The 21,677-nt window shown below is 64.3% G+C and carries 20 protein-coding genes; 6 read left to right on the plus strand and 14 right to left on the minus strand.

Annotated elements, in window-relative coordinates; translation table 11 throughout:
- Positions 1 to 71 precede the first annotated feature (71 nt).
- From putP to P5703_RS15910, 3 genes are all read right to left on the minus strand, one after another.
- Positions 72 to 1,556: a sodium/proline symporter PutP gene (gene putP / locus P5703_RS15900; RefSeq protein ID WP_234492799.1), complete on the minus strand. Its 1,485-nt coding sequence runs from the start codon at positions 1,554 to 1,556 to the stop codon at positions 72 to 74.
- A gap of 257 nt (positions 1,557 to 1,813) precedes the next feature.
- Positions 1,814 to 4,975, minus strand: coding sequence for a bifunctional proline dehydrogenase/L-glutamate gamma-semialdehyde dehydrogenase PutA (gene putA, locus P5703_RS15905; protein ID WP_285588063.1), 3,162 nt, complete (start codon positions 4,973 to 4,975; stop codon positions 1,814 to 1,816).
- Positions 4,976 to 5,238: 263 nt separating this feature from the next.
- Complete coding sequence (locus tag P5703_RS15910) at positions 5,239 to 5,994, minus strand: helix-turn-helix domain-containing protein (protein WP_013982090.1); 756 nt, start codon at positions 5,992 to 5,994, stop codon at positions 5,239 to 5,241.
- 156 nt (positions 5,995 to 6,150) lie between these two features.
- Here P5703_RS15910 and lon point away from each other — a divergent pair, with 156 nt between their 5' ends.
- The 4 genes from lon to cmoB all read left to right on the plus strand — a co-directional run bounded on the left by lon (position 6,151) and on the right by cmoB (position 10,827).
- Complete coding sequence (gene lon, locus P5703_RS15915) at positions 6,151 to 8,526, plus strand: endopeptidase La (RefSeq protein WP_013982089.1); 2,376 nt, start codon at positions 6,151 to 6,153, stop codon at positions 8,524 to 8,526.
- Between the two features lie 128 nt (positions 8,527 to 8,654).
- Complete coding sequence (locus P5703_RS15920) at positions 8,655 to 9,059, plus strand: protease inhibitor I42 family protein (RefSeq protein ID WP_017245691.1); 405 nt, start codon at positions 8,655 to 8,657, stop codon at positions 9,057 to 9,059.
- A gap of 65 nt (positions 9,060 to 9,124) precedes the next feature.
- On the plus strand, positions 9,125 to 9,868 hold the full coding sequence (gene cmoA, locus P5703_RS15925) for a carboxy-S-adenosyl-L-methionine synthase CmoA (RefSeq protein WP_125912186.1): 744 nt from the start codon (positions 9,125 to 9,127) through the stop codon (positions 9,866 to 9,868).
- Entirely contained in the window at positions 9,865 to 10,827 is a 963-nt protein-coding gene (gene cmoB / locus P5703_RS15930) for a tRNA 5-methoxyuridine(34)/uridine 5-oxyacetic acid(34) synthase CmoB (protein WP_254163073.1), read from the plus strand. Before cmoA ends, cmoB begins: the two co-directional genes overlap by 4 nt.
- A gap of 18 nt (positions 10,828 to 10,845) precedes the next feature.
- Here cmoB and P5703_RS15935 read toward each other — a convergent pair whose 3' ends face one another.
- Positions 10,846 to 11,118 carry a hypothetical protein gene (locus P5703_RS15935; protein WP_234462112.1) on the minus strand — a complete coding sequence of 91 codons (273 nt, stop codon included), beginning with the start codon at positions 11,116 to 11,118 and terminating at the stop codon, positions 10,846 to 10,848.
- Between the two features lie 138 nt (positions 11,119 to 11,256).
- Between P5703_RS15935 and P5703_RS15940 the strand changes: the two genes are divergently transcribed.
- Both P5703_RS15940 and P5703_RS15945 read left to right on the plus strand, forming a co-directional pair.
- The gene (locus tag P5703_RS15940; protein WP_234492804.1) at positions 11,257 to 12,207 is read left to right on the plus strand and encodes a LysR substrate-binding domain-containing protein; all 951 of its coding nucleotides are present in this window, start codon (positions 11,257 to 11,259) and stop codon (positions 12,205 to 12,207) included.
- Complete coding sequence (locus tag P5703_RS15945) at positions 12,192 to 12,398, plus strand: DUF2905 domain-containing protein (protein WP_011912416.1); 207 nt, start codon at positions 12,192 to 12,194, stop codon at positions 12,396 to 12,398. The genes P5703_RS15940 and P5703_RS15945 overlap by 16 nt, the downstream gene beginning before the upstream one ends.
- Positions 12,399 to 12,454: 56 nt before the next feature.
- Here the strand turns inward: P5703_RS15945 and pdxJ are convergent, their stop codons facing one another.
- The 10 genes from pdxJ to P5703_RS15995 form a co-directional block, all read right to left on the minus strand.
- Positions 12,455 to 13,201: a pyridoxine 5'-phosphate synthase gene (pdxJ, locus tag P5703_RS15950; RefSeq protein WP_019407281.1), complete on the minus strand. Its 747-nt coding sequence runs from the start codon at positions 13,199 to 13,201 to the stop codon at positions 12,455 to 12,457.
- Entirely contained in the window at positions 13,194 to 13,883 is a 690-nt protein-coding gene (gene recO, locus P5703_RS15955) for a DNA repair protein RecO (RefSeq protein ID WP_013982084.1), read from the minus strand. The genes pdxJ and recO overlap by 8 nt, the downstream gene beginning before the upstream one ends.
- Positions 13,884 to 13,931: 48 nt before the next feature.
- On the minus strand, positions 13,932 to 14,843 hold the full coding sequence (gene era / locus P5703_RS15960) for a GTPase Era (RefSeq protein WP_013982083.1): 912 nt from the start codon (positions 14,841 to 14,843) through the stop codon (positions 13,932 to 13,934).
- On the minus strand, positions 14,836 to 15,525 hold the full coding sequence (gene rnc, locus P5703_RS15965) for a ribonuclease III (RefSeq protein ID WP_013982082.1): 690 nt from the start codon (positions 15,523 to 15,525) through the stop codon (positions 14,836 to 14,838). Before rnc ends, era begins: the two co-directional genes overlap by 8 nt.
- On the minus strand, positions 15,522 to 15,899 hold the full coding sequence (locus P5703_RS15970; RefSeq protein ID WP_011912411.1) for a DUF4845 domain-containing protein: 378 nt from the start codon (positions 15,897 to 15,899) through the stop codon (positions 15,522 to 15,524). Before P5703_RS15970 ends, rnc begins: the two co-directional genes overlap by 4 nt.
- Positions 15,900 to 15,991: 92 nt before the next feature.
- Entirely contained in the window at positions 15,992 to 16,846 is an 855-nt protein-coding gene (gene lepB / locus P5703_RS15975) for a signal peptidase I (protein ID WP_011912410.1), read from the minus strand.
- Position 16,847: 1 nt separating this feature from the next.
- Positions 16,848 to 18,647: a translation elongation factor 4 gene (gene lepA, locus P5703_RS15980; RefSeq protein WP_013982080.1), complete on the minus strand. Its 1,800-nt coding sequence runs from the start codon at positions 18,645 to 18,647 to the stop codon at positions 16,848 to 16,850.
- A 179-nt stretch (positions 18,648 to 18,826) separates the two neighbouring features.
- Positions 18,827 to 20,248 (minus strand): DegQ family serine endoprotease, encoded by a 1,422-nt coding sequence (locus P5703_RS15985; protein WP_011912408.1) that lies wholly within the window; start codon positions 20,246 to 20,248, stop codon positions 18,827 to 18,829.
- 35 nt (positions 20,249 to 20,283) lie between these two features.
- Complete coding sequence (locus tag P5703_RS15990; protein ID WP_013982078.1) at positions 20,284 to 20,736, minus strand: SoxR reducing system RseC family protein; 453 nt, start codon at positions 20,734 to 20,736, stop codon at positions 20,284 to 20,286.
- Positions 20,733 to 21,677, minus strand: a complete 945-nt coding sequence (locus P5703_RS15995; RefSeq protein ID WP_019407282.1) for a MucB/RseB C-terminal domain-containing protein — start codon at positions 21,675 to 21,677, stop codon at positions 20,733 to 20,735. Before P5703_RS15995 ends, P5703_RS15990 begins: the two co-directional genes overlap by 4 nt.

Genomic DNA, 21,677 nt, shown 5'->3' on the forward strand with positions numbered 1-21,677 from the left:
TGACGGCTGTGCACGTCCGCTTTTTGTAGGGTGGGCTTCAGCCCACCACGCGCGCGCACCCACTCCGGTCATCAACCGGCGTGGTAATCCGCATCCGCTTCCTCGAAGCGCTTGACGATGCTCGGCGCCGGCTCGGCGCCCAGCTTGCTCACCACCACGATGGCGATGCTGGCGAGGATGAAGCCCGGGATGATTTCGTACAGGCCCAGGCCGATGAACTCCTTCCACACCACCACGGTGACCGCGCCCACCAGCATGCCGGCCAGCGCGCCGTTGCGCGTCATGCGCTTCCACAGCAGCGAGATCAGCACCACCGGACCGAACGCTGCACCGAAGCCGGCCCAGGCGTAGGACACCAGACCCAGCACCTTGCTCTCCGGGTTGGAAGCGATGCCGATGGCGATCAGGGCGATCAGCAGCACCATGCCGCGGCCGACCCAGACCAGTTCGGTCTGCGAGGCATTCTTGCGCAGCATCGCCTTGTAGAAGTCCTGCGTCAGCGCGCTGGAGCTGACCAAGAGCTGGGCACTGAGGGTGCTCATCACCGCTGCCAGCACGCCGGAAAGGATGATGCCGGCCACCCAGGGGTTGAACAGGATCTTCACCAGCTCCATGAACACCCGCTCGCCGTTCTGGCTCACCGCACCGGCCTGGTCCGGGTGATCGGCGAAGTAGGCGATGCCGAGGAAACCCACCGCTACGGCACCGGCCAGCGTCAGGATCATCCAGGTCATGCCGATGCGACGGGCGTTGGGGATGGTCTTGATCGAGTCGGCGGCCATGAAGCGCACCAGGATGTGCGGCTGGCCGAAGTAGCCCAGGCCCCAGGCCAGCAGCGAGATGATGGCGACGAAGGACAGCCCGCGGAACATGTCGAAGTTGGCCGGGTTCTGCGCCTCGATGGTGGCCATCACGGTGCCCATGTCACCGAGGGCGAGGATGACGAACAGCGGCGTGATCAGCAGCGCGAAGATCATCAGCGTGGCCTGCACGGTGTCGGTCCAGCTCACCGCCAGGAAGCCGCCGATGAACACGTAAAGGATGGTCGCCGCAGCGCCGACCCACAGTGCGTATTCGTAGGGCATGCCGAAGGTGGACTCGAACAGCCGCGCGCCGGCCACCACGCCCGAGGCGCAGTAGATGGTGAAGAACACCAGGATCACCAGCGCGGAGAAGATCCGCAGCATGCGGCTCTCGTCCTCGAAGCGGTGCGAGAAATAGTCCGGCAGGGTCAGCGCGTTGTGGTTGTGCTCGGTGTGCACGCGCAGGCGACCGGCAACGAACAGCCAGTTGAGCCAGGCGCCGATGATCAGGCCGATGGCGATCCAGCTTTCCGACAGGCCGGCGACGAAGATCGCGCCGGGCAGGCCCATCAGCAGCCAGCCGCTCATGTCCGAGGCGCCCGCCGACAACGCGGTGACGAAGCTGCCGAGGCTGCGCCCGCCGAGGATGTAGTCGGAGAAGTTCTTGGTGGCACGGTAGGCGATGAAACCGATCAGGATCATCGCGGCGATGTAGATCAGAAAGGTGATCAGCGTGGGTGTACTGACGCTCATTGTGAATCCCTCGTTAGTTGTTGTTCGGCGGAGCGCGAGCGAACCCGCGTGCCACCTTGGCAGAGGGCGATGGCGAAAGCGGCCATCACCGGCGACAGGCCCAACCCGGGCCCGTCAGTGGCGGAAGAGCGTCCGCCAACTGTCCAATTTGTTGTTGTACGCCGGCTGCCGGGACAGCCGGGTTGATGTCATGCGCGGGTTGCGGCCGAAGCCAGCCCCCGCGGTTACACGCCGACGCCCTTCGGGCGTCAATCCGCTCAGTCGTCGCCGAGCGACAGCAGCGAGGCGTTGCCGCCCACCGCCGTGGTGTTGGTCGAGGTGGTGCGCTCGTTGGCGAAGCGCAGCAGGTAGCTCGGGCCGCCCGCCTTCGGGCCGGTGCCGGACAGGCCACAGCCCCCGAACGGTTGCACGCCCACCACCGCACCGATCTGGTTGCGGTTGACGTAAAGGTTGCCGACCCGCGCCAGACGCTCGATGCGTTCGGCGGTTTCCTCGTTGCGGCTGTGCACACCGAGCGTCAGGCCGTAGCCGGTGCCATTGATCGCCGCGACGACCTTTTCCAGGTCCGCCGCGTCGTAGCGCGCCACATGCAGCACGGGGCCGAAATGCTCCTTCTTCAGCTGGTGAATGCCGTCGATCTCGAAGGCCACCGGCGCCACGAAATGGCCGTTGAGCCCCTCCGGCAATCGGGCTTCGGCGATCAAGCGCCCTTCGCTCTTGAGCTGCTGGATATGCGCCAGCAGGCCTTCGCGCGCCTCCTGATCGATCACCGGGCCGATGTCGTTCTCACGCAGATGGGTCGGGCCGACTCTGAGCTCGGCCATGGCGCCCTTGAGCAACTCGATCACCCGATCGGCGATGTCACGCTGCACATAGAGCACGCGCAACGCCGAGCAACGCTGGCCGGCGCTGGTGAAGGCGGAACCGACGGCATCCTTGATCACCTGCTCGGGCAGTGCCGTGGAGTCAACGATCATCGCGTTCTGCCCACCGGTCTCGGCGATCAGCGTGGCGATCGGGCCTTCCTTCTCGGCCAGCTGGCGGTTGATGATGCGCGCCGTGTCGGTCGACCCGGTGAAGCACACGCCGGCCACGCGCGGATCGCGACAGAACACACCGCCCAGGGTGGCGCCGTCGCCGGGCAGGAAGGCGATCGCCTCTTTCGGCAGGCCGGCTTCGAACATCAGTTCAAGCGCACGCGCAGCGATCAGGCTGGTCTGCTCGGCCGGCTTGGCCAGCACGGTGTTGCCGGCAACCAGTGCCGCGCTGATCTGGCCGAGGTAGATCGCCAGCGGGAAATTCCACGGGCTGACGCAGACGAACACGCCGCGGCCTTCATGGAACAGCTCGTTACGCTCACCGGTCGGGCCTTTCAGCTCTTCGCGGCCAAGCTTCAGCCGCGCCTGCTGGGCGTAGTAACGGCAGAAATCCACCGCCTCGCGTACCTCATCGATGCCGTCCTGCAGCGACTTGCCGGCTTCAACGGTACACAGGGCCATCAGCTCGGCGCGGTGCTGCTCCAGCAGATCACCCAGACGCTCCAGCACCGCGGCACGGGTCTCCACCGGCGTGGCATTCCAGGTTGGCCAGTAAGCTGCCAGGCGATCAACGGCCTGGCGCGCCTGCTCGGCGCTGGCGAACTGGGCCTGGCCGACGACCTTGTTCAGGTCATAGGGGCAACGCACCTCGGACGGCGTACCGGCGAGCCTCTGCCCGCTGATGACCGGCGCCGCCTGCCACTGGCGCTCAAGGAAAGGTTGGTAGGCGCTGGCCAGGTCGTTCCATTGGTTCTGGATATTCATGTTGATCCCTTGGGAGTTCTTGCGATTGCCGAACAGCGCCGGCGGCAGCGGAATGCGCGGGTTGCCAGGTGCGGCAAATCTGCGCAGCTGGGTGACCGGGTGATCGATCAGCGATTCGACCGGCACGCGCGGGTCGACCAGCTGGTGGACGAACGACGAGTTGGCACCGTTCTCCAGCAGGCGACGCACCAGATAGGGCAGCAGGTCCTTGTGCGCACCGACCGGGGCGTAGATCCGGACGTTGCGGGCGTACTTCTCGATCACCGTGTCGTACAGGGCATCGCCCATGCCGTGCAGGCGCTGGAACTCGAACTCGCGCGGCTGCGAGGTTTCCTCGGCCATGGCCAGGATGCAGCTGACAGTGTGTGCGTTGTGGCTGGCGAACTGCGGGTAGATCACCCCACGGGTGTGCTCGGACAACAGGTAGCGCGCGCAGGCGAGGTAGGAGGTGTCGGTACCTTCCTTGCGGGTATAGACGGGGTAGCCATCCAGGCCCTGGACCTGGCACTGCTTGATCTCGCTGTCCCAGTAGGCGCCCTTTACCAGCCGTAGCGGAATGCGTTCGCCGAGCTCGCGACCGAGCAGCGTCAGCCAAACCAGCACCGGCAGGCAGCGCTTGGAGTAGGCCTGAATGACCAGGCCGAACTCACCCCAGCCGGCGATGGCCGGGTCGCGCAGGAGTTTCTCGTACAGTTCCAGCGACAGCTCGAGGCGGTCGGCCTCCTCGGCATCGATGGTTATCCCGACATTGCGCTGACGCGCCAGCACGGCCAGTTCGCGCACGCTGGCGAACAGCTCGTTGAGCACCCGCTCGCGCTGAGCGACTTCGTAGCGCGGGTGCAGCGCCGACAGTTTGATCGACACCGACGGTCGTGGGCCCGGCCCGACCTGCGGCTCGGCGCCCACGGTTTCCACGGCCTGGCGGTAGTCGGCCATGTACTTGGCGGCGTCTTCAGCGGTCAGCGCAGCCTCGCCGAGCATGTCGAAGGAATAGGTGTAGCCCTTCTCCCGCTCCGGTCGGCCGTTCTTAAGGGCTTCTGCGATGGTGCGACCGAGCACGAACTGCTTGCCCATCAGCTTCATGGCCTGGTTCATCGCGGCGCGGATCACCGGCTCGCCGGAGCGCTTGAGCAGGCGGCCGATGACGTTCTTCGGCCGGCCGTCGGCAGTCTCCGGATCAACCACCTTGCCGGTCATCACCAGGCCCCAGGCAGCGAAGTTGACCAACACGTTGTCGCTCTGGCCCAGGTGGCGCTCCCATTCGGCAGCGTTGAGCTTGTCGCGGATCAGCGCATCGGCGGTCGCCGCGTCCGGTACGCGCAGCAGCGCTTCGGCCAGGCACATCAGCATCAGCCCTTCCTGGGTATCCAGGCTGTACTGGCGCAGCAGTGCATCGAGGGTGTCGACGGCATTGTCACGCCCGCGCACCGCCTCGATCAGGCTGCGCGCGCGCTCGCGAATGGCGGCAACACCCGCCTCGCCGGGATCGGCAAGCTGCAGCAGCTCGGTGAGATATTGCGCCTCGTCAACGGCGTAGTTGGCGCTGATGGCGGGAAAGAATTCCGCGGCTTTCTGGTTGGCGAAGGCGCCATCCAGCACGTGACCGGCCTTGAACATGCGCCGCTCCTCTTTTGAGTTGTGTCTGCTTATAGGTCTAGTCCACGGCCGGGCTGATGATGCAGCACAAGACGATGAGCCAGGTCGGGAAGCGGAATGTAGGGTCAGCGCGTCGAGCCGTTCTTACGCAAAACTACGGAAGTTTTGCGAAAAACTCCGATAGGGGAAGGCGGAAAAGCTGTGGTAACAAAAGCGCACCAGGATGGCGCAGGAATATCTGCGTAATCTCTGACCGGCGCGAAAACAGGGCGATCCAGGGCCGATCAGCAATCCGACTTGCGCAGCCCGCGAGGGGTCAGGCCGAGGTAGCGGCGGGTGGCCGTGGTCAGTGCACTCTGGCTGGAGAAGCCGCACTCCTCGGCGATGCGCACCAAGGGCAGCGGCGTCTCGCGCAGCAGGCGCGCGGCGCGATCGAGGCGGGCCTTGAGCAGGTACTGGTGCGGGGTGAGGCCGACGCTGTCCTTGAACTGGGCGTGAAAATGGCTGGGGCTCAGGCAGACCACCTGGGCCAGCTCGGCGACCGTGATGCGCCGCGCCAGATTGCTCTGGATGTGGCTGTCCAGTCGCTGCAGATCCAGCGGGCCGGCCGGACGCTGCTGGGCTTCGCCGAACAGCCGCAGGTGCAATGCCCGTAACAGCACGCCACCCAGCGCGCGGGCCAGCAGCGGATCGCTGCCGTAGCGCGCCAGCTCGGCACCGGCGTACGCCAACAGGTTCTGGAAGTCGGCATCCAGCGCCGGATAGCGCGGCGCCTCGAACAGGCGCGCCAGCAGTTCGGGATCTTCGGTGCCGACTTCCTGCTCGTCCAGGTCGATGATCAGCATGCGGTTGTCGCCCATGCCGGCGAAACCATGATCGGCATCCCCCGGCACCAGGCAGGCGCGCATCCGGCACACCTCCCCGCCCGAGCCGTTGACCTCGAATTCCGCACGACCGGCCAGCGACATCACCAACTGGTGATAGTCGTGGGCGTGCTGGTGAGTCTGGTCATCCAGGCGAAGCAGACGGGCATTGAGCATGTGGGCACCTGAGGTTGGCAGCCGTCGCCGTTGATGAAAGACGCCGGCCAGTGCGCACTCTACCTAACGCCGGGGAAGGTGCCCACCCCGCGGCCGGGATTGAAATCATCCGGGGCACTACCCATCTAAGGAGCACGTATTCGCAACGGGTGCCGCATGAACGACGACATCAATCAGGATCAGGAAATCATCTCCAACGGCCTCGTGCTGCCTGACCAGCAGCAGCCGGACAAGCTCTACATCATCCCGGTGCACAACCGGCCGTTCTTCCCGGCTCAGGTGTTGCCGGTCATCGTCAATGAAGACCCCTGGGCCGAGACCCTGGAGCGCGTGGCCAAGACGCCGCACCAGCGGGTGGCGTTGTTCTTCGTCGACTCGCCGGTGCTGGACATGGCCACCTTCGACCCGGACAGCCTGCCGGAACATGGCACCATGGTCCGCGTACACCACGCCTCACAGGAGGGCGGCAAGCTGCAGTTCGTCGCCCAGGGCCTGGCGCGGGTGCGCATCCGCGGCTGGCTGCGGCGCAAGCCGCCGTATCTGGTGGAAGTCGATTACCCGAAGAGCGACGAGGACCCGCGCGACGAGGTCAAGGCCTACGGCATGGCGCTGATCAACGCGATCAAGGAGCTCTTGCCACTCAATCCGCTGTACAGCGAGGAGCTGAAAAACTACCTCAATCGCTTCAGCCCCAACGACCCGTCGCCGCTGACCGACTTCGCCGCCGCGCTGACCACCGCGCCGGGCGCCGAACTGCAGGAAGTACTGGACACCGTGCCGGTCTTGAAGCGTATGGAAAAGGTGCTGCCGCTGCTGCGCAAGGAAGTCGAGGTCGGCAAGCTGCAGAAGGAGCTCACCGGCGAGGTCAATCGCAAGATCGGCGAGCGCCAGCGCGAGTTCTTTCTCAAGGAACAGCTGAAGATCATCCAGCGCGAGCTGGGCATCACCAAGGACGACAAAAGCGCCGACGCCGACGAGTTCCGCGCGCGCCTGGAAGGCAAGGTGGTGCCACCGGCCGCGCAGAAGCGCATCGACGAGGAACTGAACAAGCTGTCGATCCTCGAGACCGGCTCGCCGGAATACGCCGTCACCCGCAACTACCTGGACTGGGCCACCGCCCTGCCCTGGGGGGTCTACGGCAAGGACAAGCTCGACCTCAAGCGCGCGCGCAAGGTGCTCGACAAGCATCACGCCGGACTCGACGACATCAAGAACCGTATCCTCGAGTTTCTCGCCGTCGGCGCCTTCAAGGGCGAGATCGCCGGTTCCATCGTGCTGCTGGTCGGCCCGCCGGGCGTGGGCAAGACCAGCATCGGCAAGTCCATCGCCGAATCCCTCGGCCGGCCGTTCTACCGTTTCAGCGTCGGCGGCATGCGCGACGAGGCGGAGATCAAGGGCCACCGCCGTACCTACATCGGCGCCCTGCCCGGCAAGCTGGTGCAGGCGCTCAAGGATGTCGAAGTGATGAACCCGGTGATCATGCTCGACGAGATCGACAAGCTCAGCAGCAGCTACCAGGGCGATCCAGCCTCGGCGCTGCTGGAGACCCTCGACCCGGAGCAGAACGTCGAATTCCTCGACCATTACCTGGACCTGCGCCTGGACCTGTCCAAGGTGCTGTTCGTCTGCACGGCCAACACGCTGGACTCGATCCCCGGCCCGCTGCTCGACCGCATGGAAGTGATCCGCCTGTCCGGCTATATCGCCGAAGAGAAGCTGGCCATCGCCAAGCGCCACCTGTGGCCGAAGCTGCTGGACAAGACCGGCGTGCCGAAGGAGCGCCTGGCCATCAGCGACAGCGCCTTGAAGGCGGTGATCGAAGGCTATGCCCGCGAGGCCGGTGTACGCCAGCTGGAAAAGCAGCTGGGCAAACTGGTGCGCAAGGCGGTGGTCAAGCTGCTGGAAGATCCGCAAGCGGTGCTGAAGATCACGCCGAAGGATCTCGAAAGCTACCTCGGTAAACCGGTCTTCCGCAGCGAGCAGGTGCTCTCTGGCGTCGGCGTGATCACCGGCCTCGCCTGGACCAGCATGGGCGGCGCCACGCTGCCGATCGAGGCGACGCGCATCCATACGCTCAACCGCGGCTTCAAGCTCACTGGCAAGCTCGGCGACGTGATGAAGGAATCGGCGGAGATCGCCTACAGCTTCGTGACCTCGAATCTGAAGACATTCAAGGGCGATCCGCAGTTCTTCGACCAGGCCTTCGTGCACCTGCACGTGCCGGAAGGCGCGACACCCAAGGACGGCCCCAGCGCCGGCATCACCATGGCCAGCGCACTGCTGTCGCTGGCACGCAACCAGCCGCCGAAGAAGGGCGTGGCCATGACCGGCGAGCTGACCCTGACCGGCCATGTGCTGCCCATCGGCGGGGTACGCGAGAAGGTCATCGCCGCGCGGCGGCAGAAGCTCTTCGAGCTGATCCTGCCGGAAGCCAATCGTGGCGACTTCGACGAGCTGCCGGACTACCTGAAGGAAGGGCTGACGGTGCACTTCGCCAGGCGCTTCGCCGATGTGGCCAAGGTGCTCTTCTAAGTAGAAACAGCCTGCGCGGGGCGGACGGTGCGCTTGCACAGCCGCCCTGCGCTCGCCGCACCCCTGACACGTCTGCAGCCGGGCGCTTTTGGGCTATCCTTCCGGTTCCATTCCGACTGGTGCCGATCATGCCTTTCGACATCCCTCGCCTGCTGCTACCCACCAGCCTCGCCCTGCTGACCGCCTGCGCCGGCCAAGAGAGCGCACCGCCTTCGAGCGTGGTACTCAGCGACGATCGCCGCTGCCCGCAGAGCCTGCAGAACGGTCAGCAGTTGATCGTCAGCCTGCCGAGCAACCCGACCACCGGCTATCGCTGGATCCTCCATGAGTCGGCCCCGGAGCAGCTGCGCAGTCTTGGGCCTGAAGTGTTCAGCAACCCGAAGGACGACATGATCGGCGGCGACGGGCTCTCTACCTGGCGTTTCGAAGCGCGGCAGGCCGGCAGCGGTCGGCTCTACCTGACCTACCAGCGCCCCTGGGAGGCCGATGGCGAGCCGGCCGGGCTGTTCGATTGTCGGATCGAGGTGCACTGAGGCAGGGCCAGGCAGCCGCTTTCCGCTACAATGCCGCCCCATTTTTCCAACACGCCGCCGCCACCGTGAGTCACGATCCCGACCGTCTGTTCGCCCAGCCCCTAGCCCGTGTCCAGGACTTCGTCTTCAACGAGGACGTGGCACGGGTGTTCCCCGACATGATCAAGCGTTCGGTACCTGGTTACCCGACGATCGTTGAGAATATCGGCGTGATCGCCGCACAGTTCGCTCAGCCTAATACCCGCCTGTACGACCTCGGCTGCTCGCTGGGTGCGGTGACCCAGGCACTGCGCCGGCATGTGAGTCAGGACAACTGCCAGGTGATTGCCGTGGACAACTCCACCGCCATGGTCGAGCGCTGCAGCGAATACCTGCATGCGCAGGACTCCATGTACCAGGAGCTGTTGCCGGTGGAGGTCCTAGAAGCCGACATCCTGGCCCTGGAGTTCCAGTCCAGCTCGCTGGTGGCGCTGAACTTCACCCTGCAGTTCATCGCCCCCGAACAGCGCCCGGTCCTGCTCGGCCGCATTCGTCAGGCACTGGTGCCGGGCGGCGCGCTGATCCTGTCGGAGAAACTGCGCTTCGAGGACGACGAGGAGCAGCAGCTGCTGACCGACCTGCACATCGCTTTCAAGCGCGCCAATGGCTACAGCGAACTGGAAATCGCCCAGAAGCGCAGCGCCATCGAGAACGTTATGAAGCCCGATAGCCTGGAAACCCATCGCCAACGCCTGCTCGAGGCCGGCTTTTCCAAGGTCGTGCCCTGGTTCCAATGCCTGAATTTCGCTTCGCTGATCGCCCTGCCATGAATCTCGACCTCACTCCCCTCGCCTGGCGCCTGGCGGGCACACCACTCGCTGCCTGGGCCAACGACGTTCAACAGCAACTGGACGCCAAACTCGCCATCGGTCATGGCGATCTGCCGCGCTGGCGCCGGGCCGTCGATGCGCTACCGGCGCTGATGCCGACGCAGATCCAGCTGCGCGAATGTTTCCGCCTCGCGGCCCCCTGCGACGAAGCCACACGCCAGGCCACCCGCGAGGCGCTGATGGGGCTGTCGCCGTGGCGCAAGGGGCCGTTCGAGGTATTCGGCGTGCATGTGGACACCGAATGGCGCTCGGACTGGAAATGGGCCCGGGTCGCGCCGCATCTCGACCTTGCCGGCAAGCGCATCCTCGACGTCGGCTGCGGCAATGGTTACTACATGTGGCGCATGCTCGGCGCCGGTGCTGACAGCGTGGTCGGTGTCGACCCGAACTGGCTGTTCTTCTGCCAGTTCCATGCGATGAAACGTTACCTGCCGGAGCTGCCCGCCTGGCACCTGCCGTTCGCCCTGGAAGAGCTGCCGCCCAAGCTCGAAGGCTTCGAAACGGTATTCTCCATGGGCGTGCTCTACCATCGCCGTTCGCCCGTCGATCACCTGCTCGATCTGAAGGACTGCCTGGTCCGCGGCGGCGAGCTGGTGCTGGAAACGCTGGTGGTCGAGGGCGACGAGAACACCGCGCTGGTACCGGAAGACCGCTACGCACAGATGCGCAACGTCTGGTTCCTGCCCTCGGTGCCGGCGCTGGAGCGCTGGCTGCGGCGGGCCGGGTTCCTCGACGTGCGCTGCGTGGACATCAGCGTGACCAGCGTCGAGGAACAGCGCAGCACCGACTGGATGCGTTACCAGTCGCTACCGGATTTCCTCGACCCTCAGGACCACGGCCGCACCGTCGAAGGGCTGCCGGCCCCCATGCGTGCCGTACTGCTGGCACGCAAGCCCTGACATCTCGGCCTGATGATGTCAGGCGCCACGCTTGCGGCGCCGCCCCTCCACGAGTTGCCGCAGCGGCAGGCGCGCCCGTTCGAGCAACTGCTGGCGACTCAGGTCGCGCTTGGCCAGCTCGGCGTCGTCCAGTCGCAACAGCTGCCGATAACGGCTGCGCTGCCGCCACGCCCGGTACCAGTCACGCAGGCTGCGTTGCAGACCGAGCGGCCACATGGCCGGCATGTAGACGTCAGGAATCTGGGGCTCCACTGGCCGCCGTGATCGGATGTTGCGTGGCTCTGTAGACATGCTCACCTCCGTTTCGCTGGCCGTGAGCACGTCATGGATATGGCGGCCACGGGTTCACGAACAGGATGAGCGGACGCCCGCTGTTCAAACAAACGACTAATATAAAAGCCTGCGTTCAAGATTATTGAATGGTGGCTCATGCTGGAACCATCTAACCCCGGTACGACTGCCCCGTTGCTGGAAAGCGACGTGCTACGCACCTTTGTCGCCATCGCCGAGAGCGGCAGCTTTACGCGCGCGGCCGGGCAGATCTATCGCAGCACCTCGGCGGTCAGCATGCAGATCAAGCGGCTGGAAGATACCCTGGGCCGCCCGCTGTTTGTCCGTGAGGCTCGTCAGGTGCGCCTCACCCCCGCTGGGGAGACGCTGCTCGGCTACGCGCGGCGCCTGCTCAAGCTCAACGAGGAAGCGATCGCCCATTTTCTGCAGCCGGCGTTGCAAGGGCGTGTGCGTTTCGGCACGCCGGCCGATGTCGGCACACGCATCCTGCCCGGCCTGCTGGCGCTGTTCGCCCGCAGCCATCCCGGCGTGGAGGTCGACGTCTCGGTCGCCCGCAGCATCGACATGATCGAACGTATCGATGCCGGCGAACTGGATCTGGCGCTGATCACTACCGGCAATCTCGGGCAGGACGATTCGCGGGGCGAGCCGATCCACAGCGAACCCCTGGTCTGGGCCGGCCGCAGCGGCGGTGTCGCCGCGCTGCGCACGCCGTTGCCACTGGCGCTGGCCAGTCCGGACTGCGCCTGGCGACGGCAGGCCCTGGACGCGCTCGACCGAATCGGGCGCGGCTACCGCATCGCCTACTCGAGCGAGCAGACCTCCGGCCAGGAAGCGGCGATGATCGCCGATCTGGCAATCGCGCCCTACCCGGCGAGCCTGGTCCGCCCGCCCCTGCAGCGGCTGGACGGGCAGTACGGGCTACCGCAACTGGGCGACTATCGGATCAACCTGCTGCGTGGAAGCAATCGCAGCGATGCGGTCAAGGTGTTGGCCGCCCAGGTGATTGCCGCCTTCGCCGAGTACCGCAGCCGTTTTGGCGGCCATCGCCCGGAAGCCAGCGAGGAACCGACATGGCACGCTGGATGATCCTCGCCGGGGCGGTGCTGCTCCTGCTCGGCATCGCCTGGCACTACTTCCCCTGGCTGCTGAACTGGTTCGGCCGCCTACCGGGCGACATCCGCATCGAGTCCGAACGCAGCCGGGTGTTCATCCCGATCACCTCGATGGTGATTCTCAGCCTGGTCCTGACCGTGCTGATCAACCTGTTCCGCCGCTGAACAGCGCCGTCCCCGCGGAGAGGACCGCGAATGGACCCTTCAGCGGACGGCTTGTCTCACCCTCGCGCTGCGGCGCTGAGGATCAGATGCTTCATTTCCTTGACCGCCTGCTTGAAGCCAACGAACAGCGCATGAGCGACGATGGCGTGACCGATGTTCAGCTCATTGACACCACGGATGGCGGCGATGGCCTCGGCGTTGTGGTAGTGCAGACCATGCCCGGCATTGACGATCAGCCCGTGGCTGAGACCGACCTCGACACCGTCGCGAATCCGCGCCAGTTCGCAGGCACGTTCCGCCACGCTGTGAGCATCGGCATAGCGACCGGTGTGCAGTTCGATGGCCGGCGCACCGACCCGGGCCGCCGCCTCGATCTGCAGCGGATCGGCATCGATGAACAGCGAGACTTCCGCACCGCAGCCGCGCAAACGCTCCACCGCCTCGCGAATGCGCGCCTCCTGGCCGGCGACATCCAGACCACCCTCTGTGGTCAGCTCCTGGCGGGTTTCCGGCACCAGGCAGACATGCTCCGGCCGCAGCTGCTCGGCAAAGGCCAGCATCGCCTCGGTGACACCCATCTCGAAATTCATGCGCGTCTGCAGGGCGTCCTTCATCATCAGCACATCGCGTTCCTGGATATGTCGACGGTCCTCGCGCAGGTGCACGGTAATGCCGTCCGCGCCTGCCTCTTCGGCGTCCAGCGCGGCCTTGACCGGGTCCGGATAGCGGGTGCCGCGGGCCTGGCGCAGGGTGGCGACATGGTCGACGTTGACACCGAGCAGGATTCGATTGGCTTCAGTCACGCGGGGACTCCTTCAGATTCATGAACAGTTCGCGGCTGACCAGCGGTCGGCCGCCCAGATGCGGTGCCAGAGCCTGGCGCATCAGCCGCTTGGCGGCGGCCAGCGCGCCCGGCACCTGCCAGTCGGCCTCGGCCATCGCGAGAAGTTCCGCGCCATTGAACAGCCCTGGCTGGAACCCCACAACCGGCTCCAGGCCGGCGTCCGGCACCAGCCGATACAGCCGCTGCGCGTCGATCGGCTGACCGGCGATATCGATGTCGAGGGCAAAACCATAGCCCAGCTCGTCGAGCAGTCGCCATTCGAAGGCCCGCAGCAACGGCTCAAGCGGCCGGTGCTCGGCCAGCGCCGGCAGAGTCGCGACGTAATGCTCGAACAGTGCAGGGTGCGCGTCCTCCGCCGGCAGCAGGCGGATCAGCAGCTCGTTGAGGTACATGCCGCTGAACAGCGCCTGGCCATCGAGCCAGTGGGCGGGCCCGGCACTTTCCAGGCGGGCAACGGTCTTCAGTTCGGACTTGCCGCGCAGTTCGACTTCCAGCGATACGAACGGGCGGATCAGGCTGCCGGCCTTGCCCCGCGCCGCACGCATGACGGCGCGCAGCCGCCCCTGCGGAGTGAACAGGTCGACCAACGCGCTGCTTTCCTTGTACGGACGGCTGTGCAGAACGAATGCAGGCTGGTGCATGGCGGCCCAGGGGGTGCGCAATGCGCACGGGTGAGTGCGAAGAGGCTGTTACTGATAGCCCAGCGAATGCAGTGCGCGCTCGTCGTCGGACCAGCCGCCCTTCACCTTGACCCACAGGTTGAGCATGACCTTGGAGTCGAAGAGGACCTCCATGTCCTTGCGCGCTTCCTGGCCGATGCGTTTGATGCGCTCGCCCTTGTCGCCGATGATGATCTTCTTCTGCCCGTCGCGCTCGACCAGAATCAGCGCGTGGATGTGCAGCACGTGGCCTTCCTGCTTGAAGTCCTCGATCTCGACGGTGATCTGGTACGGCACCTCGGCGCCAAGCTGACGCATGATCTTCTCGCGCACCAGCTCGGCGGCAAGAAAGCGGCTGCTGCGGTCGGTGATCTGATCTTCCGGGAAAAAGTGCTCGCCCTCGGGAAGGCGCTCGGCCACCAGCTGTTCCAGGGTTTCCAGATTCTGCCCGTGCTGCGCAGAGATCGGCACGATCTCGGCATTCGGCAGCTGCTCGGCCAGCCAGCGCAGGTGCGGCAGCAGCTCGGCCTTGTCCTCGATGCGGTCGGTCTTGTTGACGGCGACGATCAGCGGTCCGGTGACGTATTGCACGCGCTCCAGCACGGCCTGGTCTTCATCGGTCCAGCGGGTGCGGTCGACGACGAAGATCACCACGTCGACATCCTTTAGCGCCGAGGCCGCGGTGCGATTCATGTAGCGGTTGAGCGCGGTCTCGCCATTCTTGTGCAGACCCGGGGTATCGACATAGACCGCCTGCACGCTGCCCTCGGTCTTGATGCCGAGCATGTTGTGACGGGTCGTCTGCGGCTTGCGCGAGGTGATCGCCAACTTCTGCCCGAGGATGTGGTTGAGCAAGGTGGATTTGCCGACGTTCGGCCGGCCGACGATGGCGACATAACCGCAACGGCTGACGTCTTCGGATTGTTGCTGCTCGTCAGTCATGTCCATTCTCCACGCCCAGGGCGATCAATGCGGCTGCTGCGGCAACCTGTTCGGCAATGCGGCGACTGGCGCCCTGCCCATGAGTTTTGTCGTTGAGCAAGGCCACCTGGCATTCGACGAAGAACGTGCGGCAATGCGGTTCGCCCTGGATGTCCACCACTTCGTAGCGCGGCAGCTCACAGGCACGCGACTGCAGAAACTCCTGCAGGCGGGTCTTGGGATCCTTGTTGGTGTCCACTAGCGTCAGGCCCTGCAGCTCGTTGGCCAGCCAGGCGATAACCCGCTCACGGGCGACATCCATGCCGGCATCGAGATAAATGGCGCCGATCAGCGCCTCGAGGGTATCGGCCAGAATCGATTCGCGGCGGTAGCCACCGCTCTTGAGCTCACCGGAGCCGAGACGCAGGTGATCACCAAGCTCGAAGCCGCGTGCCAGCACGGCAAGCGTCTCGCCCTTGACCAGCCGGGCCCGCAGCCGCGACAGCTGGCCTTCACGGGCCTGCGGAAAATGGTTGAACAGCGCCTCGCCAGCAACGAAGTTGAGGATGGCGTCGCCGAGAAACTCCAGACGCTCGTTGTTGCGTCCGGCATAGCTGCGATGGGTAAGGGCCAGGAGCATCAGCTCCTGGTCCTTGAATTGATAGCCGAGCTTGCGCTCGAGGCGGGCTAACGAAGTGCTCACGGCATCCTTAGGCGATATTCTTTGTCGAAGTTCGCCACCAGATCGAGATTGCGGATCAGCGGCTCGCGTTTTTCGTACTTCAGGTGTGCCCTGAATTCATTGTTCTGGATCTCGACCTTCAGCGCTTCCTTCAGATCGATATTCTGGATGCCGTTGACCTGCATCCCCTTGCTGACATGACTATAGAACTCCCCGACGCTGCGAATCTCAAGCGCTTCGTCGGTTTCCACGGACTGGATGATCTTGTCCATGGACATGTAGTCGAAATAATGCGGGAACATCTTGAACCCGGTGCTGGCCACAAACGCCACAACCGCCAGGAGCATGATCCAGCTCAGCATGGACAGCCCTTTTTGCGAACGCGCAAAACTCATGTCGACCTCTATGTCGTAACGATACCCACCGATCGGGGCAGGACAAATATAACGAGCCCACTACGCTCGACGGGGGCCGCAATTCACAGCTTTCAGTGAATCAGGCCCACGCGGGAGAAATTCGGCAGATTGCTGAGTTTCGGATCGGGCCAGCTCATCCACACGGCGAAGGCCTTGCCGACGATGTTGCGGTCCGGAACCATGCCAGCAAGCTCGGCGGGGATCGAGTCATCCTGCCAGTAGCGGCTGTCGTTGGAGTTGTCGCGGTTGTCGCCCATCATGAAGTAATGCTCGGCCGGCACGGTCCACTGGCGGCTCGGTTCGATTCGATAGCGCCCCATTTCCTTGCGGATCAGGTGCTCCACTTCGCCGAGTTTTTCCCGATACAGCACGGCGCTGCCGAGACTGCCCGGTTCTTCGCCGACCAGCATTTCAGCCACCGGCTGATCGTTGACGAACAGACGGCGGTCGCTGCTGTAGCGCACGGTGTCACCCGGCAGACCGACGACCCGCTTGATGTAGTTGATGCTGGGTTCGTTCGGATAGCGGAAGACCATCACGTCGCCGCGCTTCGGATCGCTGACTTCGATCACCTTGGTGTCCACCACCGGCAGGCGGATGCCGTAGGCGAACTTGTTGACCAGGATGAAGTCACCGACCTCCAGCGTCGGAATCATCGAACCGGACGGGATCTGGAAGGGTTCGACAAGAAACGAGCGCAGTACCAGCACGATGGCCAGCACCGGGAAGAAGGACTTGCCATACTCGATCAGCAGTGGCTCCTTGTTCAGCGCCTCCAGCGTCGATGGATCGATTTCCCCGGTGCGCCCTTCGTAGTTGGCGATCGCAGCCCGACGCCGGGGTGCGAAGAACAACAGATCGCTCAGTGCCAAAAGACCGCAGACGGCCACGGCGATAACCAGCAACAACGGGAAATTGATCGACATATCAGCTATCTACCTTCAGTACCGCGAGGAACGCCTCTTGCGGGATTTCCACGCTGCCTACCTGCTTCATGCGCTTCTTACCGGCCTTCTGCTTTTCCAGCAGCTTGCGCTTACGGCTTACGTCGCCGCCGTAACATTTCGCCAGAACGTTCTTGCGCAACGCCTTGACCGTGGTCCGCGCGACGATCTGCCCACCGATGGCCGCCTGGATCGCCACATCGAACATCTGCCGCGGGATCAGCTCCTTCATCTTCTCGGTCAGCTGACGCCCTTTGTAATGCGCATTGTCTCGGTGCACGATCAATGCCAGAGCGTCGACCTTCTCGCCATTGATCAGCACGTCCAGCTTGACCAGGTTCGCCGACTGGAAACGCACGAAGCTGTAGTCCAGCGAGGCGTAACCACGGCTCACCGACTTCAGACGATCGAAGAAATCCAGCACCACTTCGCTCATCGGCAGGTCGTAGCGCACCTGAACCTGCGAGCCGAGGAACTGCATGTCGCGCTGCACGCCGCGCTTCTCGATGCACAGGGTGATGACGTTGCCGAGGTGATCCTGCGGGACCAGGATGTTGGCCTGCACGATGGGTTCGCGCATGTCTTCGATGAAGGACAGGTCCGGCAGGCGCGACGGGTTGTCGACGTAGATGGTGTCGCCGTTCTTGAGCAGCAGCTCGTAGACCACCGTCGGCGCCGTGGTGATCAGGTCCAGGTCGTACTCGCGCTCCAGGCGCTCCTGGATGATCTCCATGTGCAGCATGCCGAGAAAGCCGATACGAAATCCGAATCCCAGCGCCTCGGAGCTTTCCGGCTCGTATTGCAGTGCCGCGTCGTTGAGGGTGAGTTTCTGCAGGGCTTCGCGGAAGTCCTCGAAATCGTCGGAGCTGACCGGGAACAGGCCGGCATATACCTGCGGCTTGATGCGCTGGAAGCCGGGCAGCATCTCCACGTCCGGCGTGCTGGAGAGCGTCAGGGTATCGCCCACCGGCGCACCATGGATATCCTTGATCCCGGCGATGATGAAGCCCACTTCGCCGGCCTTGAGATCGGCGGTGGCGGTGTGCTTGGGCGTGAAGACACCAACGCTGTCCACCTGATGCACCTTGCCGGTGGACTTCACCAGCACCTTGTCGCCCTTCTTGATGCGACCGTGGCGTACCCGCACCAGCGACACCACACCCAGGTAGTTGTCGAACCAGGAGTCGATGATCAGCGCCTGCAGCGGCGCCTCGATATCACCGGTGGGCGGAGGAATCACTGCGACCAGACGCTCGAGCACCTCGTCGACGCCCATTCCGCTCTTGGCACTGCAGGCGACCGCATCGGTGGCATCAATGCCGATGATGTGCTCGATCTCTTCCTTGACGCGCTCGGGTTCTGCCTGCGGCAGGTCCATCTTGTTGAGCACCGGCATGACCTCGAGGCCCTGCTCGATGGCGGTGTAGCAGTTGGCAACCGACTGTGCCTCCACCCCCTGACCGGCATCCACCACCAGCAACGCGCCCTCGCACGCGGCCAGCGAGCGGCTGACTTCATAGGTGAAGTCGACGTGTCCGGGGGTATCGATGAAGTTCAGCTGGTAGGTCTTTCCGTCCCGCGCCTTGTAGTGCAGCGTGACGCTGTGGGCCTTGATGGTGATACCACGCTCACGTTCGAGGTCCATCGAATCCAGTACCTGAGCGGCCATTTCGCGCTCGGACAGGCCACCGCACATCTGGATGAAACGGTCCGCCAGGGTCGACTTGCCGTGATCGATATGGGCAATGATGGAGAAATTGCGGATATGACTCAGGTCACTCACAGCTCAACACTCGGTAGTCGCGGGCCGATTGCCCGCCGAAAATAGCCGCGAAGTGTAACTGATCAGCCCCTGCAGTGCCACGCACAAGCCGCCCGCATCACGATCAGCTGCATCCAGTGGCCAAACGGCAGAAACGAAGAAGGGCGGCCTGAGCCGCCCTTCGTTTGCTGCACCCGCGCTTACTCGGCCAGCTTGAAGGTAATGAAGCTCGCACGCCCCTGACGCAGCACGCGCATCGAAACCGAGCGGTTCTTGGGCAGCTGCTCGGCAACCCGGCTGAACGTCGCCGCCGAATTGATCGCCTGGTTGTTCAGATGAGTGATGACATCCCCGGGGCGCAGGCCGATCATCGCTGCCGGGCCATTGAGGATCTCGGTGATCACCACGCCGCCCGGCAGATCGAGGCTCTTCTTCTGCTCCTCGGTCAGCTCGGTGACCTTCACGCCCAAGCGATTGTCGCTGCGCTCCTGGCCACCGCCAGACGCCGCCACCGCTTCGCCTTCCTCCGGCATGGCGCCGATGCTGACGTCCAGCGTCTTGCGATCACCGTCGCGCACCACTTCCATGCGCGCCTTGCTGCCGGGCTTCAGCGCACCGACCAGATGAGGCAGATCCGCAGACATGACGATCGGCTTACCGTTGAGGCTGAGGATCACGTCGCCGACGCGCAGCCCGCTACGAGCCGCCGGACCGCCATCCATTACCTGGGCCACCAGGGCTCCGGCCGGGCGCTCGAGCCCGAAGGACTCGGCCAGGTCCTTGTTCACCTCCTGAATCACCACGCCGAGCCAGCCGCGATTGACTTTGCCGTCGGTGCGCAGCTGATTGGCCACGTCCATCGCCACATCAATCGGAATTGCGAAGGACAGGCCCATGAAGCCGCCTGAGCGGGTGAAGATCTGCGAGTTGATACCGATCACCTCGCCCTTGAGGTTGAACAGCGGGCCGCCCGAGTTGCCCGGGTTGATCGCCACGTCGGTCTGGATGAAGGGCACGTAGCTCTCGTTGGGCAGGCTGCGGCCAGTCGCACTGACAATACCCGCGGTCACGGTATGGTCGAAGCCGAACGGCGAGCCGATGGCCAGCACCCACTCGCCAGCCTTGAGCTCGTCGGAGCGCCCGATCTTCACAGTCGGCAGGCCCTTGCCTTCGACCTTCAGAACGGCCACATCGGAGCGAGGGTCGGCGCCGATCAGCTTGGCTTCGAGCTCGCTTCTATCGGGCAGGCGCACAATGATCTCGTCGGCACCGGCCACCACGTGGTTGTTGGTCAGCACATAGCCGTCATCGGAGATGATGAATCCGGAGCCCAGTGATTGCGCTTCGCGCTGCTGGCCCTGGCCCGGCGCGCCCGGCATTTGTGGAATGCTGCGCTCGAAGAATTCGCGAAAGATCGGCGGCAACCCTTCGAGTTCAGGAATCTGCGCGGTGGCCCCACGTGTGGGCACTTTCTGCTTGGTACTGATGTTGACGACCGCTGGTGAGGCATTTTCAACCAGCGGCGTAAAATCAGGCAAAGCCGCTTGCGCTTGCGCCACCACGGCCTGCCCGAACAGGGCCAGGCCTGCCACGAAGGCAAAGCAGCTGTTTCGATTGAGCATGACTACAAGTCTCCCCACTGACAAAACAAGGAAGCTCAGGGACTCGCAGGCCCCGCGAGCATAGCGCGCAAAACCACCGGCTGCAGATTCGGATCGCTTGCCACCGTTCGGCTTCTCATGCGCACGAACAGCCAGGCAACGAAGAATCCCCCGAACCCCGCCAGGATGACGAGCGGTTCATGCGCAGAAAACTGGGCGGCGAGCGTTGCTGCCGCCATCAGCATGAGCAGAGGGAGAAGATAGACAAGTACGGCACCGCGCAGCAACACGTCCTCGCGGACCCCGACGATGACCGAGTCACCCACCTGGAGCTGCAGGTCGCTAAGCGCCCGAATCAGCCCTCGTTGCTCACGCACCCCGAGGGTATCCATCAAGCCCTGCCCGCAGCCGTTCTTCGCCGAACAGCCAGAGCAGGTGCTTTTGCGCCGAGTTTCGACCCAAACGGCGCCGTCATCCAGCGCAACGACCCGCCCCGACTCTTCGATCATCGCTGCGCCTGTTCGGCACCAGCACGCATGGAGAGCGCCACGCGTTCGGCCGTACCGAGCGGGATCTCGCCGACGACGGTCACCATCACGTCACCGTCCTCGGTGCTGATGCGCTTGGACACGGCGACGGTGGGGCCCATCTGACTACGCGCATCTTCGACCAAGGCGCCGCGCAAAGGCTCGAGAAACACCGAAAACTTGGCCAGGCCGTCGCCATAGGACAACCAGGACACCGTTTCGGAAGACGCGGGACTCGGACGCTGGTTGGCATCAAGCAGCTTGAAACCGGCCGGCAGCCAATCGGAACGCCAGACTGAAGAGGGGTTGGCTTCACGCTTGCTGACCGATACCGGCTTGCAATCGGCACTTGGCTTCAGTTGTTGGGCATCGATCGGATCGGTAGAGAACTGCGCATACTGGAAGCGCTCGAGCAGCTGCCCCTTCTCATTGAGCATCAGGGACTTGAGCGGCAGTGCGGTCTCGCGATCGAGGTGAAGCTCGAATCCGTAGCGATGCTGGTCACGCGGAACGACGGCAAGCGCCACCGCAGAACGGCCGGCGACACGAGAGTCACCGATCTCACGGAATTCGTACCATTCGGAAAGTGCCTTGGGGTCCAGACGCTGACCGTGCCACGCCTGCGCCTCGCGCACCTGAGCCGCCAGCTCATCGGTGGCGCACTGCATCTGTCCATCGACCAACAGAACTTCGGCAGGCGCCCCATCCAACTGGAGGAAGCGCTCCTGCACCCGCTTTCCGTCGACCTGCTGCCAAACAGCATGGCTGGAAAAGCTGCCGTTACGCTCGTAGACGAAAGTCCCTGCATAACTCTGCTGCTGCTCGGCTATCGCGAGGCGCCCCATCCAAGACTCAGCATCAGCAGCGAGGGCCGGCATCGATAGCCAGCCCCCCATCACCACATACAGCGGTAATACGCGCAT

The organism is Stutzerimonas sp. FeSN7 (assembly GCF_030263795.1).
In the GTDB taxonomy this organism is placed as follows: Bacteria; Pseudomonadota; Gammaproteobacteria; order Pseudomonadales; family Pseudomonadaceae; genus Stutzerimonas; species Stutzerimonas stutzeri.

Excerpts from the sequence above, each read along its gene's own strand:
- lon (WP_013982089.1), top strand. The coding sequence starts at position 6,151 with ATGAACGACGACATCAATCAGGATCAGGAAATCATCTCCAACGGCCTC.
- P5703_RS15995 (WP_019407282.1), bottom strand. The coding sequence starts at position 21,677 with ATGCGCGTATTACCGCTGTATGTGGTGATGGGGGGCTGGCTATCGATG.
- P5703_RS15990 (WP_013982078.1), bottom strand. The coding sequence starts at position 20,736 with ATGATCGAAGAGTCGGGGCGGGTCGTTGCGCTGGATGACGGCGCCGTT.
- cmoB (WP_254163073.1), top strand. The coding sequence starts at position 9,865 with ATGAATCTCGACCTCACTCCCCTCGCCTGGCGCCTGGCGGGCACACCA.
- lepB (WP_011912410.1), bottom strand. The coding sequence starts at position 16,846 with ATGTCGATCAATTTCCCGTTGTTGCTGGTTATCGCCGTGGCCGTCTGC.
- P5703_RS15945 (WP_011912416.1), top strand. The coding sequence starts at position 12,192 with ATGGCACGCTGGATGATCCTCGCCGGGGCGGTGCTGCTCCTGCTCGGC.
- P5703_RS15935 (WP_234462112.1), bottom strand. The coding sequence starts at position 11,118 with ATGTCTACAGAGCCACGCAACATCCGATCACGGCGGCCAGTGGAGCCC.
- P5703_RS15940 (WP_234492804.1), top strand. The coding sequence starts at position 11,257 with ATGCTGGAACCATCTAACCCCGGTACGACTGCCCCGTTGCTGGAAAGC.
- putA (WP_285588063.1), bottom strand. The coding sequence starts at position 4,975 with ATGTTCAAGGCCGGTCACGTGCTGGATGGCGCCTTCGCCAACCAGAAA.
- P5703_RS15910 (WP_013982090.1), bottom strand. The coding sequence starts at position 5,994 with ATGCTCAATGCCCGTCTGCTTCGCCTGGATGACCAGACTCACCAGCAC.
- P5703_RS15920 (WP_017245691.1), top strand. The coding sequence starts at position 8,655 with ATGCCTTTCGACATCCCTCGCCTGCTGCTACCCACCAGCCTCGCCCTG.
- recO (WP_013982084.1), bottom strand. The coding sequence starts at position 13,883 with ATGCACCAGCCTGCATTCGTTCTGCACAGCCGTCCGTACAAGGAAAGC.
- P5703_RS15970 (WP_011912411.1), bottom strand. The coding sequence starts at position 15,899 with ATGAGTTTTGCGCGTTCGCAAAAAGGGCTGTCCATGCTGAGCTGGATC.
- P5703_RS15985 (WP_011912408.1), bottom strand. The coding sequence starts at position 20,248 with ATGCTCAATCGAAACAGCTGCTTTGCCTTCGTGGCAGGCCTGGCCCTG.
- putP (WP_234492799.1), bottom strand. The coding sequence starts at position 1,556 with ATGAGCGTCAGTACACCCACGCTGATCACCTTTCTGATCTACATCGCC.
- era (WP_013982083.1), bottom strand. The coding sequence starts at position 14,843 with ATGACTGACGAGCAGCAACAATCCGAAGACGTCAGCCGTTGCGGTTAT.